A 13604-nucleotide genomic window follows, 5' to 3' on the forward strand; every position below is an offset into this window, starting at 1 on the left:
GCTTCGGCTGACTACTCCGCGGCTCTCACCGCAGAGTTCTCCCCGGGTAAGAACCTGAACTCTCCCTCCGCGCCGCCTGGCTCTACCTGACGTGTCTGGATGGACTTCGGACTTCGCGGTTGCTCGCACGCTCGTCGCCCACGCCCGGCCTCGCTGCCAGTTCGTTTTCCTGCGGTCGGAGTTTTGCCTGCGACTTCTTTCAGCCACGACCTCGCGGTCGCTGCCTTGTCGTTCGGCTACGATTACTTCCATCAGTTTCGATCAGTTCGTTTCATCTGATTAGTTCAGGCCCATGCCGGGCACACGAGCGGCGACTTTCCAGTCGCTGACCGAAACAAATGCGCGGAGCGCCACCTTTGGGGCGTCGCTCCGCGACGCAGGGCGACTGGAAAGTCGCCCCTCCCAGTGAGCCGCAGCCGAATTCTACCTGCCCTCGAAAATCGCCTCGGATATCAGACAAGCCGGGCCAGATCCGTGGGCAGTTCGGATTCGAAACGGTGCTCCTCACCGCTGATCGGATGGAGAAGAAGGAGCGACCAGGAATGCAGGCCAAGGCGTTTGGCGGGGTTGGTCTTGGCCCCGTATTTTTTGTCGCCGACAATCGGGCAACCGGCATCCGCGAGGTGGACGCGAATTTGATGGCGACGCCCCGTCTCCAAGGTGAGTTCGACCAGCGTGCGGCCCTTGCCCCGCTTGAGCACCCGGTAATGGGTGACGGCGTGCCGGGTGGTGGGAGTACGGGGGACGCTGATGACTCGAAAGGGATCGGTCTCGTCGAGGTAGGAGCGGAAGGTTCCTTTGTCGTTGGGCAGGCTGCCTTCAATCACGGCTTGATAGCGCTTTTCCGCTTTGTCCCAGCCCGTTTGCAGAAGGCCCTTGGCTTGGGGCGTCTTGGCAAAAACCATGATGCCGCTGGTCTCGCGGTCGAGCCGATGGACGATCCAGACGCGCTCCCGCGAGTGAACATCATTGCCCCGCAAGTATTCGGTGAGCTGAAAGTAGACGGTTTTTTCCTGCTCCGCCTCGCTGGCGATGGTCAGGAGGTCCGGTGGTTTGTCGATGACCAGCAGCGCCGCGTCTTCAAAACAGATGCGGATGTCGTCACCGACGACGGTGCCGGGCACGGCAAAGCGATCGGAGCGGATGGCGACGATGTCCCCAGGTTTCAAGGGGTGGTTGAATTGGGTCACGACGCGGCCGTTAACCACCACGGCCTGATGTTTCAGCCAGGTGCGGACTTGTTTCTTTTTGGCCGTCGGCCAATTCGCGAAGAGGTAAGAGAGAAGCTCCGCCGGTTGATCGACGGTGCGAGGTTTGTGCATCGGAAAGACTCTTCACGCAAAGCGGGCGCTTTGCGAGGGCGAAGAACGAGGGTAGCGATATAGCAGCAGCCTATCCGAGGTTCTGTCTCGTTCCCCCCACCCCATCTCGTTCCCGAAGTTAGCGAAGCGCTTTGGGAACGCCAACGCCCGCCTTGAAACTCCGTTTCCCTCTCACCACTCTGCCGCCATGCGCAGCCGCTATTATGTCCACGAACCGGAGCGTGCCCATTTCGTCACCTCCACCATCGTGGACTGGCTCCCCGTCTTCCATACCGCGGCCTGCTGCGACATCCTCGCGGGCTCCCTGGATTTCTGCCGTCGCGAGAAAGGCCTCCGACTCTACGCGTGGGTGATCTTGGAGAATCACTTCCACGCCGTCGTGCATTGCGACAATCTACCGCGCGTGATGGCCGACCTGAAGAAATTCACCGCCGGAAAGCTCCTCGCACAACTCGAAGTGGAGCGCCGCACATGGTTACTCGACCTGCTCGCCGCAGGCAAAGCCGACCACAAAACGCGCAGCACCTGGCAACTCTGGCAGGAAGGATATCACCCGCAGGCCATCTATTCCGACCAGACAAGGCTGCAGAAGATTGAGTATATCCACGCCAATCCCGTCCGCCGCGGCTGGGTCGCTTCGCCCGAGCACTGGCGCTACAGTTCAGCCCACGAATGGTTACCTGGCGGTCAGCCAGTGCTGCGCTGCGATTTGTGGCGGTGAGCTGGAAACGGAGTTTCCGGACCGGAGGGCGCGTTCCCAAAGCGCTTCGCTAACTTTGGGAACGAGAGGCAAAGCGGGGCTCGGGCGTCCCTACTTCACCGGCTCGGCGTTCCAGATCTTGAGATCGTCGAAGAAGCCGTCCTTGCCCATGCAGCCGAACTCGACCTTCGATTTCGTCGGGTGCGCGATGCCGGGGGATTGCAGGAAGGCCACGGGCTTGCCGTCGATCGTGACGCGCATGGTGTCGTTCACCGTCTCCAGCATGAACGTGTGCCAGGTCGCGGGATCGAGGGTAATGGGGAACGCGGCGTTTTTCCGGCCGGCCGGGGCGGGCGGTTCGCCGGTGGCGCCTTCGGGCCGGGCGACCGCGAGACCTTTCTGGTCCACGAGGGTGATCTTGTCTGCCGCGATGCGCGCCATGCAAATGTGCCCGTAGTGCGAGCCGTTGAACTTCCGGTCGTCATACTCCGCGGTGACCGACTGTGCGCCGCCGAGCTTGAAGCGGAACTCGATCACGCTGTCCTTAGTCGGGATGTCATTGCCGATCACGGCCTGATGTCCCTTCACCGCCGGCTTCGCCGGGGCGCCCGCGGTTGCTTCCACGGCCGGTGCATCGAAGCGCATCTGCGTGCCCTTCAGCGTGCCGTTCTCGATGGAAAAGGTCGGCACTACGATCGCCCAGGGTTTTCCCAATTCGGTCCGGTTGAAGTCATCGGAGAAGAGAAGTTCTTTCTTCTTCGCGATGGGCTCCGTTGGAATCGAAGGAAGCTTCGGCGCATCGGCGGCAAAAGCGGACGCGGCGACGAGAAGGATCGGGGAGAAAAGGCGGAGGTTCATGCAGATGGGAAACCGGATGCGGCTCGCGCTGTCAACCCGTAAAGGCAGGCCACGTCCATCGGCGAAGTTGAAAAAACGGCAGGTGAAGGGCATGCTCGGCACCGGCCATGAAATTCACCTCGTCGCTCCTCCGCGCTGGCATCCCCCTTGGAATCTGCCTGCTGATGGCGCGGAGCGAAATGCTCTGCGCGGCCGAGGTGCCGAATTTCGCGCTGCTCGACGACCACGGGAAGAGCCATGAATTGCACCGGGCGGAGGGCCGCGCGGTGGTGCTCTTTTTTACGGGCATCGGGTGTCCGGTCGCGCGGAAGAACGCGGGGAAGTTGCTCGAACTGAAGCGCCAGTTCCAGGACGACGTCACCGTCTGGCTGGTCGATTCCGAACTCGACGTCGAGCCAGCCGCCGTGACCAAGGAAGCCGCCGAGCTCGGTGTCGAGAGCCTGCCCGTTTTGCTCGATCCCAAGCAAGCACTGGCCCGCAGCTTTGCCGTGGAGCGCACCGCGGAAACCATCGTCCTCGACACGAAGACCTGGTCGATCGTCTATCGCGGAGCGCTGGACGATCAGTTGACAGAAGGCGCGGAAAAGCCGGCCCCGAGCGTGTGCTATGCGCAACAGGCCCTCACCGCGCTCCTCAAAGGCGAAGCGATTCCTACCGCGCAAACCCCGGCGAAAGGCTGCCTGCTAACTTTCGCGGAAAGCAATCACGCGGAGGAGCCGGTGGATTATGCCCGCGACGTCGCGCCGATCCTGGAGCAACATTGCGTCGCGTGTCATCGGACCGGCGACATCGGGCCGTTCGCCTTCTCCAGCTACCAGGCGGCGAAACGCAAGGCCCGCATGATCGAGGAAGTCATCCTCACACAACGGATGCCGCCCTGGCATGCCGACCCGCATTTCGGCCAGTTTTCCAATGCGGCGCAATTGAGCGCCGCCGAAACGCTAACGCTCCTCCGCTGGATCCACCAGGGCGCACCGCAGGGATCAGACGCCGATCCCCTCGCCCAGCCTGCGCCGGAAGCGGCCGAATGGCCGTTGGGAAAGCCCGACTACATCGTGAAGCTGCCGCACCCGGAGCAAATCCCGGCCACGGGCGTGCTCGACTATCGGCACATCAAAGTCCCGTCCCCTGTGCCGGGGGACGCGTGGCTGGCCGCGGCCGTGGTGAAACCGGGCAACCGCCAGGTCCTGCATCACGCCATCCTCTACGCGCGGTTTGAAGGCTCCGGCAACGATTGGGGCGCACCGGGCGTGAAGATCGCCGGCTGGGCGCCGGGCCGCATGCCCGGACGGCTGCCGGAAGGCACCGGCATTTTCCTCGGTCACAACGCCGAACTGGAGTTCGAGCTGCACTACACCACCAACGGCACTCCGCAGACCGACGACACCGAGATCGGCCTCTATCTGCTGCATGAGAAACCCAAGCTGGTCTACAAGACCGGCATGGCCATCAAGCTGGATTTCACCATCCCGCCCCATGCCCCCGAAGCGTCCAGTTCCGCCACCTTCCGTTTCGCCAAGGACTCGCTCGTTTACGTCCTCACGCCGCACATGCATCGGCGAGGTTCGTGCATGAAATTCGACGCCGTTTTTCCGGACGGCCGCACCGAGACGCTCCTCTCCGTGCCCCGTTTCGATTTCAACTGGCAGACGAGTTACCGCCTCGCCCAACCCCTCCGCGTCCCCGCGGGAACGAAAATCGTCTGCAGCGGCGCCTTCGATAACTCGGACAAAAACCCCTCCAACCCGGATGCCACGAAGACGGTGCATTGGGGGCAGCAATCCTGGGATGAGATGTTCATCGGCTACGTCGGCTATGCGGAGTTGCCGCCGGAGAAAGAGGAGACGCCTGCCGCTCTCCAAAAAGCGCTATAACCTGCGTCTCCCCCGTGCTCTATGGCGGTAAATTGGAAACGGAGTTTCCAACTGGCAGTGGGCGTTCCCAAAGACAGGCGAAATTTTCCGCGCTTTGTCGATGGCCAAATCGAATCAGCGCCCAAAACTGAGCAGGATTGCCGTACCACACCCTCGCTCGAAGGGGCGTCCGTCGCGATTTGTTGCATGCGCCTCATTCTCTCGGCAACGAATTACGACTGAAGTTTGTCCATGATGTCCGCAAGTTCCTTGGGTATCAGGCGAATCCTACGAAAACTTCGCTCTAACTTAGGTGGAGTCAGCACAGTTGGTCCGCCAAAAGCCGCCTGATAAAGTGGGAGCAAATCATGACCTCGGCGATCGATCATCCACAGAGGGTATTGAAGGACTTTCGTGTTCGTAAAAACCACAGCAGTCGTCATCACTTCGAAAGAGGTCAAATTGACCAATCTAGATTCAACCGTCCCGCGGATCGTATTAACAATTGATTGCAATTGCATGACAGACATCGAACGCAGGAGATATTCATCCCCGACCGAAATTGCCACATTCGGGATGACGGGTGCCCGACCAGCGTCTAGGAGAGCTCCAAAGACAACCAACGGGTCGAGAAGATAGTTTTCTATGCTGTAGCGCCCCACCGGATAGACTCGCGCTGTTCCACTATTGGAAATATCCCGATCGATGATTCCGCGAACAAGTTCATTCAGTGGCGCTTGATCAAATTTTTCGACCCACGGAATTACAACTGTTTTTCCGCCGCCAATCTTTGCTTTACCCGCCCCATTTGAAGCAGGCAGAAATACAATACTCGGCGCCGGTTTAATCGCACGTGGATCACGGCTTGGGCCGTAATCGAGCAGTAGGTCTCTTACTGCGCTATAGAATTTTACGTCATCTTCATCTTCGACCAATACATATCGGGTATTTGGAGAAACTGTGATCAATCCCGCAGTCAGTAGTCCGATCGTTGCAGCCTGCGAACGAGACCGCACCACTCGCGGTTGCTGCTTCGACATTTCGAACAATGCGTCTGCCGGCGCAAGCGCGACAGTTGATGGGGAATGCGTCGTTAAAATCGTCCGGACGTCATGTCGTTCAACAAGAACATTTTTAATGACATTAAGCAGGTGCCGCGTCATCGACGGGTGCAGATGCGCGTCCGGCTCGTCCAATAAAAACAATCGGGGAAACTGGCCGTGGTGTTGCGAGTTATACAACCACAAAACTAACGCGAGAAGTGTCTTTTCACCGGAAGACAAGTCCGTCGGCTGTATTCGATGACCGGTAGATGGATCTTCGAGCAATATCTCGTAAGTATCAAGCAACCCTGTTTCGAGCGGCGACACTACTCGATATGTAAATTCTGCAGCTTGAAACATTTGGTTTAGTACATCCCAAGGAGCTGGTCCAAGTTTTTGAGCGGTCTCTTCTCGAGACTGCCCTTTTTCCAGGGCTTCTGCAGTGCGGACTCTATATGCGAGGAATACATGGGTAAGACCGGCCGTGAGGCTGACTTCATTAAGCATGAACGCAAAATCGTCCGGAAGCCGTTTGGCGAACGCCTCCGCACCGAGTTGCTCAAGATTCTGAACACCGAGAAGTCGTTCCAACTTTCCACGCATGGCCCGCCTAACCATGTCATGCTCAATTTGGTGCCGTTGAAGTTGAGAATAGAGATTTCTTTTCGCGTCTTGCAATTGAGCAAGCCCCAAGACAGGGGCCCCGCCAATTTCCCATTGACTCGGTATAAATGCGACCGAGTCGGGGCTAAATGTATCTCCCGTGATATTAACGAGTACCTTACCAAGATCCCCCAACTGCGGGTGACGTGTTTGAGTTAGTCTATACGCGAGTAACTCCAATAACTGTGTCTTACCAGAGCCATTGAGCCCCGTTAAAACAGCAAACGGCGGGACATCTTCCCACAGCAAGTTATCAATCGATTTAAAAGGCTGTGAATTCTGTCCGCCGATTGCAATTCTGATCGGACCGAGTGGCGGTGACGCCGAAGCACCGCCTGCAGGTATGGTTGACGGCATAGTATTCACGCCTTCGCGGAAATTCCTACCCCGTTCTCCACAAACTCCTTCGACTTCTCCTCGATCCTCTGTGTGAGGGAGGCGTCTTCGGTGATGTTAACGAAGCTGCGCCCCGCGGCATCGCCCTTCGGGCAACGCTACGCATTGTTTGTCTCGGCGCGCCCACTCGCGCGCCTCGGCTCATCGAGCAGAAGTCCGGGCTGCACGTGCTTGGTTCGAAACGGGCACTCATTCCTCTGCGCAGTGTGCCGCCGGTGGCGGCGAGACTCAAGCTCAGTTTTACGTGGTTTCCAGCAGGATCACGGGCTTTGCCCCCCCGGCCGGGGTGGCGCTCGCAAGCTCCTTGGCGCCAAGAATGAGATATTGCGAAGCGCGCGGGCCGGCGCGGTTACGTCCGGCTAACGTCCTTGTGTCCCTCCGGGACAGCCTGCCGCTTTGCCTCAAGACCCCGTGTGCGCTCTAAAGCGGTTGGGCGAATCCCGGTAGGTGGCGCAAATCGTTTGGATACATCACCCCGCCCGCGCTAGCTTCGTAAGCATGAGCGAATTGCATGAGATTCTTTGGTCCCTGTGCCAGAAATTGCCGTCGGACTTCCGTCCGTACGGTGAGCGTGATCGGGCAACGGCCGAGTCTCCCGCGGATTGCTCGAGCGGTTGCATTCATTTCCTGCCGCTGGACGGTGAGTTGGGGATGGATTGGGGAGTGTGCGCGAATCGGAAAAGTCCGCGGGCGGGTTTGCTGACCTTTGAGCATCAGGGTTGCCCGGAGTTCGAGGCGGAGGGCGAAACCCTGGCGGAGGAGGAGAAGGCGCCGGTAGAGGAAGACGACGAAGTACTGGCGGCGGAGGCGGGGCCACTCCGGAAGCTGAAGATTGTCGAATATGAGCTGACGGACGCGATCGAACAGGCCAAGACTTATGACGGCGCACCGATTCCCGTTTATCTCGATTCCGAGACGGGGGAGATTCTGGAGCTCCTTTCGGAGTGGGAGGATTACGAAGAGTTGAGCGAGCGCATCGAAGGAGATCCGGACCGGTATTACGAGATCAATGCACTCGATTCGCACGAGAGTTTCCGGATCATGGAGGGGTTCGCGGAGTCGTTGCCGGAGTCCTCCTGGAAATCCCGGCTGATCGATGCGCTCTCGGGCAACAAGCCATTTCGGCGATTCAAGGACGCGGTGCACTCGGATCTCCAGTTGCGCGATCAATGGTTCGCTTTTCAGCAGCAGGCGCTGAAGAAGCATGCGCGGAACTGGCTGGAGACTTTGGGAATCGAACCCGAGTTTGTGCGGACCATTGACCCGCAGTGATGGACGCCGGACGGAGGGTTTCCGCCACCGCCTTCGGGGTGGATGGGAGGCATTGGCCGTGATCCCCGGATGAGATCCGGGGCTACGGTCCGATCAGCCCTCCGGGCTGTGGCTGGTGGAGCCTGCTTGAGCGCAGGCCAATTTGCGCCTCGGCTCGAGAATTGGCCGGCCCGCGGAATCATGGGGCGGCACGATTTCCCCGCGCTTCAGCGAAGCGCATGGCTTCGAATTCGCGTTTCAGCGGTTCCCAGTAGACACGGTCCTTTGCCATTTCCGCGCGGACCTCAGCGTCGAGAGCGGCGGCGAGTTCGTCGAGGTTACCGGAGACCGCAATCCGCAGGAGCGGCCGTCGGTCGGCCATCTCGCTGGTCTCGGCCGGAAAAATCCGGGTGAGTTGACCAAACGCTCCGGGGTGCGGCATTCCCGCAGCCAAAAGGCGATCCGCTCCGGGAGTCGGCTGTGCCGTGCATAGCGCGATAGTGAGCTTCAACCAGTGCACCGATCATCGGCCAATCTTTCGCTCGCTGCGTTTTCTTGGCCTGCACAAGATCTTCGACGGAGAGCAGGTCATAACAAGTCCCGTCCGCATCCTGGATCGTCGTGCGACGCGCCCAGAAGCGTCGCAAAATCAGCAACACCGCGCAACCGGGTCATGAGATCCACTCGCAATCCAGCGACTTCCGGCGCCTGGCAACGGAAATGGACGACGTGGCCGCGATCGAGCGCCGCAGGATCGAAAGGAGGAACCGCGGCGCGGACCGCTTGCAACTCCCCGAGCGCGGCGTGCAACCGCACGTAGTTTTCCTCGTCCGCCAGGAGGGTGAAATCGATGTCCTTGCTAAACTGCGCTGCGCCGTAGAACACGCAGGCCTGGCCGCCCATAAGCAGGGCCTGAACCTGATTCTTCCGGAATGTAGAAAGGACTTGTCGGATCGGGGTCGGGATCAAGGCTGCCTCCCATGGCTAGATAATTGGCGAAGATCTTCTCGCTCTCATGAAAGCGCTCGATCGGCGAAAGGGCGAGCCACTCTTTCCATTCGTCGGAAAGCTCTTCGTAGATCATGGGATACTTATTAGCAGCATCGAGCGACGACGAAAAGCCGAGATTTCGTCCTTTACGGCTCGTCGCCCGGCTGAGGATTTTCCAAAACCCGATATTCGCCAAGGGCCACCGCCTCTACGGCAGCTCGGATCAACGGGAAATGCTTTTCCAAGGTTGGGCGGTGATTGGTCCATAGTTCCAAAATGGCCAACCGACGTCCGGTGAGATTCTGCTGATAACGAAGATTTTTGTCGGCCAGGATGAAGACATCGAATCCGGCGCTGTCTGCCACCGCGAGCAGGTCGCCATTTTTGAATCCCGTCCAACCCTGCTGCTGGACGGTGGCGACGTCGTGACCGGCCAAGGCGTGACGCACCTGCGCCGGAACGCACTCGTCGAGCAGAACCTTCACGCTGCCGCCTGATGTTCGATATCCTGCTGGCTGTAGCGCAACACTGCCACCGCGAGCTCTCGGGGGACGGAAGGAAACGATTCGAGGAAGTAATCCAGGGAGAGACTGTCGGAGAGATAATCAAACAAGGTCTTCACCGGAACGCGGGTGCCCTTGAAGACAGGGGTCCCACCGAGAATCTCGGGGTCGACCGTGATGAGATCATGCGCAGTCATGAGGATGACTATAACGGAATCACGCCTTCGCGTAAACCTCCGCCCCCTTCTCCACAAACTCCTTCGACTTCTCCTCCATGCCAGCGGCTAGGGCGGCCTCTTCAGCGATCCCCTGCTCCGCCGCATATTTCCGCACATCCTCTGTTATCTTCATGCTGCAGAAATGCGGGCCGCACATGCTGCAGAAGTGGGCGGTTTTGGCGCCTTCTTGGGGGAGCGTTTCGTCGTGGAATTCGCGAGCGGTTTCGGGGTCGAGGGCGAGGTTGAACTGGTCTTCCCAGCGGAATTCGAAGCGGGCCTTGCTCAGGGCGTTGTCGCGGTATTGGGCGCCGGGGTGGCCTTTTGCCAGGTCGGCGGCGTGGGCGGCGATCTTGTAGGTGATGACGCCGTCTTTGACGTCCTTCTTATTGGGCAGGCCGAGGTGTTCCTTGGGCGTGACGTAGCAGAGCATGGCGCAGCCGTACCAGCCGATCATGGCAGCGCCGATGCCGCTGGTAATGTGGTCGTAGCCGGGGGCGATGTCGGTGGTTAATGGCCCTAGGGTGTAAAAGGGGGCTTCGCCGCACCATTCGAGTTGCTTGGCCATGTTTTCCTCGATGAGGTGCATGGGGACGTGGCCGGGGCCTTCGTTCATGACTTGCACGCCCTTGGCCCAGGCACGGCGGGTGAGCTCGCCTTGGACTTCCAATTCTCCGAATTGCGCTCGATCATTTGCGTCAGCAATCGAACCTGGTCGAAGACCATCGCCGATGGAGAAGCTGACGTCATACGCGGCCATGATGTCGCAGATGTCGTCCCAATGGGTGTAGAGAAAATTCTCTTTGTGATGAGAAAGGCACCACTTGGCCATAATGCTGCCGCCGCGGCTGACGATGCCGGTCATGCGCCGGGCGGTGAGCGGAATGAAGCGCAGGAGGACGCCGGCGTGGATGGTGAAGTAATCGACGCCCTGCTCAGCCTGTTCGATGAGGGTGTCACGGAAGAGCTCCCAGGTGAGGTCCTCGGCTTTACCGCCGACTTTCTCCAGGGCCTGGTAGATGGGGACGGTGCCGATGGGGACGGGCGAATTGCGCAGGATCCATTCGCGGGTGGCGTGGATGTTCTTGCCGGTGCTGAGGTCCATAACGGTGTCGGCGCCCCACTTGGTGGCCCAACGCATTTTCTCGACTTCCTCCTCGATGCTCGACGCGACGGCGCTGTTGCCGATGTTGGCGTTGATCTTCACGAGGAAGTTGCGTCCGATGATCATCGGCTCGAGCTCGGGGTGATTGATGTTCGCCGGGATGATGGCGCGGCCCATGGCCACTTCGTTGCGCACAAATTCCGGCGTGATCTCGTTCGGGATGCGTTGCGGGAAGCGGGTGAAGACGCTGGGGGTGTAGGCGGGGGAAGTTGATAGTTGATGGTTGAGAGTTGAGAGTCCCCCATTTTCCCCCGGAAGTGGCCGCTCCGCCGCAGCGGAAGAGAGTTGAGCGCTACCGGCGTGCTGCTTCGAGAGATCGTTCCGCACGATATCCTCCGACAATTCCGCAATCCGCATTCCGCATTCCGCATTCCTCCGCATGTTTTCCCGGATGGCGATGAATTCCATCTCGGGGGTGATGATCCCCTGCTTTGCGTACCAGAGCTGGGTCACCGGATGGCCGGCGCTGGCGCGCAAGGGGCGGCGGCGCTGGCCCTTCAATCCGGGGAATTCGACGAGGCGGTTGCGCTCGGCTTTGCTGGCGTATTCGGCGTGTTTGCCGGAGAGGTAACCGTTGTCCTGCGGCTTCACTTCGCGGCCGTCGTAGGGTTCGACGTCGGCACGCTTGGCGATCCAGTCGGCGCGCAAGGCGGGCAGGCCTTCGTCGGACGTGCCGGTGAAGGCGGGGTCACCCCAGGGGCCGGAGCAATCGTAAACGCGGACGGGAGCATTTTCCTCGGTGGCGCCGCTCATGGACTTGGTGGGCGTGAGGGCGATTTCGCGCATGGGGACGCGGAGGTCGGGAAAGAGCTCGCCTTGCACGTAGACGCGGGTGCTGGCGGGAAGCTGGTCGCTGCTGTGGGGTTCGAGGGAGTCTTTCGGGGCGATCATGGGGTGAGGAAAGTGGATAGTGGATGGGTAATAGTTGATAGCCGCGTTCTCTGAAGTCAGTGGCTTTTGGGGAATTCGGGATGCGGTGTCGGGAAATGAAAAAGCCGTGCGGCAGGAGGGTGCAGCACGGCTGAGCTTTGAAACGCGCCCTTTGCGACGGCGCGGCTCCCTGCGGCGGCATGACCCGCGTCAGGTTCAAAGGGTCGTTTGCTTTCGCAAACCTCTCAGCCTAAACGGCTCCCCTGCTGGTTTTCGGTGATGATATTAGCGACCGAGGGGGAGTCAAGGGCGCGGTGGGTCGGGGAAAGGAGGAGAGAGGGTGGCAAAGGATTGGCAAATGGCCAACATTGCCCCCCGGCACCAGGGCGTCTCGCAAAGCCTCGGCTCAACATCCAACGCCCAACATCCAATGGCGCAAGTGCGCGGCGGCGCTTCTTCCAATTGTATGTTTTTTCTGCTCTCTCTTCCTTCTGCTCTCTCAGTTAGTCGCGGCGCTCTTGAGCTCCGGCGCCGAGGCTGCCTGGAGTAGCTCCCGTGCGAGCGTCTGGAACTGGATGCTGCGCTCGCTGGTGCTACAGACGCGGCGCAATACGGAGTTGGCAAACCGTCCGAAGCCAAGGGCGCGGGTTTCCTCGATGATCTTCGGCCGCTTCTCCGGTTGGGCGGCCATGTAACGCTCGATCTCACCTTGAAGCGCGGCTTCCATGGCGGGCGTGATGATTTCCGCCCGGGCCACCATGACCCGTTCGATCTTCTGCGGTGCGGGTGCGACCGTGAGCGGCAGCGTGCGATCGGTCCAGGCCCGTGGCAGCAGATAAAGCACGCGCATCCCCCGCTCCGCGAACCAGGCGCTCTCCCATGTCTTCACCATAGCGGCAGCTTCCTTTTCATAAAGCCCCTGCCCGACCAACGCCTTGCGCAGGGCTTCGGCCAACGAATCCGCGCCGGTGCCGGTCGGTTTGGCCAGATCCATGCCGAAGGTCTCGCCGGCGCCCAGGCGATCCAGGGTCAGCCACGACAGGCTACCATCGGCCCGCACTTCGTAGAGGAAGAGATTGCGCAGGTCTTCGCTGCCGGAATTGGCGAGCGACACTTGCTTCGGATCGCTGCTGCCGAGGCGCACCGCCAACGGTGTTTCAAACGACGCGACGCCGCGGTAGAAGAGGAACTTTTCCTGTTCGGCGGGCTTCTTTTCCTCCCTGACGCGGAGCAGGGAAGCGTCGGTCTCGCGCGCCGCATAGTAGTGGCTGCCTGAAGCGTCGAACGGCAGGGTCACTTGCGCGGCTTCTTCCTTCGTCAGGATCTCCACTTTCGGCCAATGCAATGCGGGAGGGTTCTTGCCTGGCGCAGAGACCACCGTGGGGACGGCGGCACTCTCCTGCGGATACCATTCGGTAATGGTGCCCATCGGAAAACGGACCGCGACATCCAGCACCCGCGGGCGATCGCTGTAGAAATACATCACCGGCGTCTCCATTCGTTGCCGGGTGACGAGACTGCTTTTGCCGGCGACGACGATGCCACCGATTCGGGCACTGCCGGCATGAGCGCGGTCGTAAACAAAGCGAGGCAACTCCGGCGCGACGAGCGGGTTCCAATCCATCTGCACCCCATCGGCCCCTTGCACGGAGGTGAAGGTACCCCATTCGTGAACGGTGAATCCGTTGTCTGGTTCAGCGGCGAAGAGCGCGGTCGCGGTGAAGATGAAAAGTGCGGGGAGAAGAAGACGCGTTTTCATGACCGTCAATATCATC

At 60.1% G+C, this 13604-nt stretch carries 13 protein-coding genes and 1 riboswitch; of the genes, 3 read left to right on the top strand and 10 right to left on the bottom strand.

What is annotated here, in order from left to right:
• Positions 1 to 452: 452 nt before the first annotated feature.
• Positions 453 to 1322, bottom strand: coding sequence for an RluA family pseudouridine synthase (locus CFE428DRAFT_RS15900; protein WP_006980615.1), 870 nt, complete (start codon positions 1320 to 1322; stop codon positions 453 to 455).
• A gap of 187 nt (positions 1323 to 1509) precedes the next feature.
• Here CFE428DRAFT_RS15900 and CFE428DRAFT_RS15905 point away from each other — a divergent pair, with 187 nt between their 5' ends.
• On the top strand, positions 1510 to 2043 hold the full coding sequence (locus CFE428DRAFT_RS15905) for an REP-associated tyrosine transposase (protein ID WP_006980616.1): 534 nt from the start codon (positions 1510 to 1512) through the stop codon (positions 2041 to 2043).
• A 90-nt stretch (positions 2044 to 2133) separates the two neighbouring features.
• Here CFE428DRAFT_RS15905 and CFE428DRAFT_RS15910 read toward each other — a convergent pair whose 3' ends face one another.
• Positions 2134 to 2880 carry a hypothetical protein gene (locus tag CFE428DRAFT_RS15910; protein WP_042725157.1) on the bottom strand — a complete coding sequence of 249 codons (747 nt, stop codon included), beginning with the start codon at positions 2878 to 2880 and terminating at the stop codon, positions 2134 to 2136.
• Positions 2881 to 2987: 107 nt separating this feature from the next.
• Between CFE428DRAFT_RS15910 and CFE428DRAFT_RS15915 the strand changes: the two genes are divergently transcribed.
• A complete protein-coding gene (locus CFE428DRAFT_RS15915) occupies positions 2988 to 4754 on the top strand; it encodes a redoxin domain-containing protein (protein WP_006980618.1) in 1767 nt (588 codons plus the stop codon).
• 212 nt (positions 4755 to 4966) lie between these two features.
• On the opposite strand, the gene CFE428DRAFT_RS15920 is transcribed toward CFE428DRAFT_RS15915, so the two are convergent.
• Positions 4967 to 6796, bottom strand: a complete 1830-nt coding sequence (locus tag CFE428DRAFT_RS15920) for an AAA family ATPase (protein ID WP_006980619.1) — start codon at positions 6794 to 6796, stop codon at positions 4967 to 4969.
• Positions 6797 to 7333: 537 nt separating this feature from the next.
• Between CFE428DRAFT_RS15920 and CFE428DRAFT_RS33805 the strand changes: the two genes are divergently transcribed.
• Positions 7334 to 8107 (top strand): UPF0158 family protein, encoded by a 774-nt coding sequence (locus tag CFE428DRAFT_RS33805; RefSeq protein ID WP_006980620.1) that lies wholly within the window; start codon positions 7334 to 7336, stop codon positions 8105 to 8107.
• A gap of 178 nt (positions 8108 to 8285) precedes the next feature.
• On the opposite strand, the gene CFE428DRAFT_RS15930 is transcribed toward CFE428DRAFT_RS33805, so the two are convergent.
• From CFE428DRAFT_RS15930 to CFE428DRAFT_RS15955, 7 genes are all read right to left on the bottom strand, one after another.
• Positions 8286 to 8528, bottom strand: coding sequence for a hypothetical protein (locus CFE428DRAFT_RS15930; protein WP_006980621.1), 243 nt, complete (start codon positions 8526 to 8528; stop codon positions 8286 to 8288).
• A gap of 146 nt (positions 8529 to 8674) precedes the next feature.
• Positions 8675 to 8971 carry a hypothetical protein gene (locus CFE428DRAFT_RS15935; protein ID WP_162145274.1) on the bottom strand — a complete coding sequence of 99 codons (297 nt, stop codon included), beginning with the start codon at positions 8969 to 8971 and terminating at the stop codon, positions 8675 to 8677.
• Entirely contained in the window at positions 8946 to 9170 is a 225-nt protein-coding gene (locus CFE428DRAFT_RS37410; RefSeq protein ID WP_006980623.1) for a hypothetical protein, read from the bottom strand. Before CFE428DRAFT_RS37410 ends, CFE428DRAFT_RS15935 begins: the two co-directional genes overlap by 26 nt.
• Positions 9171 to 9222: 52 nt before the next feature.
• Complete coding sequence (locus CFE428DRAFT_RS15940) at positions 9223 to 9561, bottom strand: DUF5615 family PIN-like protein (protein ID WP_006980624.1); 339 nt, start codon at positions 9559 to 9561, stop codon at positions 9223 to 9225.
• Positions 9558 to 9776: a DUF433 domain-containing protein gene (locus CFE428DRAFT_RS15945; protein WP_006980625.1), complete on the bottom strand. Its 219-nt coding sequence runs from the start codon at positions 9774 to 9776 to the stop codon at positions 9558 to 9560. Before CFE428DRAFT_RS15945 ends, CFE428DRAFT_RS15940 begins: the two co-directional genes overlap by 4 nt.
• Positions 9777 to 9795: 19 nt before the next feature.
• Complete coding sequence (gene thiC, locus CFE428DRAFT_RS15950) at positions 9796 to 11850, bottom strand: phosphomethylpyrimidine synthase ThiC (RefSeq protein ID WP_006980626.1); 2055 nt, start codon at positions 11848 to 11850, stop codon at positions 9796 to 9798.
• A 149-nt stretch (positions 11851 to 11999) separates the two neighbouring features.
• Positions 12000 to 12104, bottom strand: a riboswitch (TPP riboswitch).
• A gap of 224 nt (positions 12105 to 12328) precedes the next feature.
• Entirely contained in the window at positions 12329 to 13588 is a 1260-nt protein-coding gene (locus tag CFE428DRAFT_RS15955) for a hypothetical protein (RefSeq protein ID WP_042725116.1), read from the bottom strand.
• Between the last annotated feature and the right edge of the window lie 16 nt (positions 13589 to 13604).

This window comes from Chthoniobacter flavus Ellin428 (assembly GCF_000173075.1).
Lineage (GTDB): Bacteria > Verrucomicrobiota > Verrucomicrobiia > Chthoniobacterales > Chthoniobacteraceae > Chthoniobacter > Chthoniobacter flavus.

Coding starts and splice junctions, on each gene's coding strand:
- CFE428DRAFT_RS15900 (WP_006980615.1), bottom strand. CDS start 1,322: ATGCACAAACCTCGCACCGTCGATCAACCGGCGGAGCTTCTCTCTTAC.
- CFE428DRAFT_RS15905 (WP_006980616.1), top strand. CDS start 1,510: ATGCGCAGCCGCTATTATGTCCACGAACCGGAGCGTGCCCATTTCGTC.
- CFE428DRAFT_RS15910 (WP_042725157.1), bottom strand. CDS start 2,880: ATGAACCTCCGCCTTTTCTCCCCGATCCTTCTCGTCGCCGCGTCCGCT.
- CFE428DRAFT_RS15915 (WP_006980618.1), top strand. CDS start 2,988: ATGAAATTCACCTCGTCGCTCCTCCGCGCTGGCATCCCCCTTGGAATC.
- CFE428DRAFT_RS15920 (WP_006980619.1), bottom strand. CDS start 6,796: ATGCCGTCAACCATACCTGCAGGCGGTGCTTCGGCGTCACCGCCACTC.
- CFE428DRAFT_RS33805 (WP_006980620.1), top strand. CDS start 7,334: ATGAGCGAATTGCATGAGATTCTTTGGTCCCTGTGCCAGAAATTGCCG.
- CFE428DRAFT_RS15930 (WP_006980621.1), bottom strand. CDS start 8,528: ATGCCGCACCCCGGAGCGTTTGGTCAACTCACCCGGATTTTTCCGGCC.
- CFE428DRAFT_RS37410 (WP_006980623.1), bottom strand. CDS start 9,170: ATGATCTACGAAGAGCTTTCCGACGAATGGAAAGAGTGGCTCGCCCTT.
- CFE428DRAFT_RS15945 (WP_006980625.1), bottom strand. CDS start 9,776: ATGACTGCGCATGATCTCATCACGGTCGACCCCGAGATTCTCGGTGGG.
- thiC (WP_006980626.1), bottom strand. CDS start 11,850: ATGATCGCCCCGAAAGACTCCCTCGAACCCCACAGCAGCGACCAGCTT.
- CFE428DRAFT_RS15955 (WP_042725116.1), bottom strand. CDS start 13,588: ATGAAAACGCGTCTTCTTCTCCCCGCACTTTTCATCTTCACCGCGACC.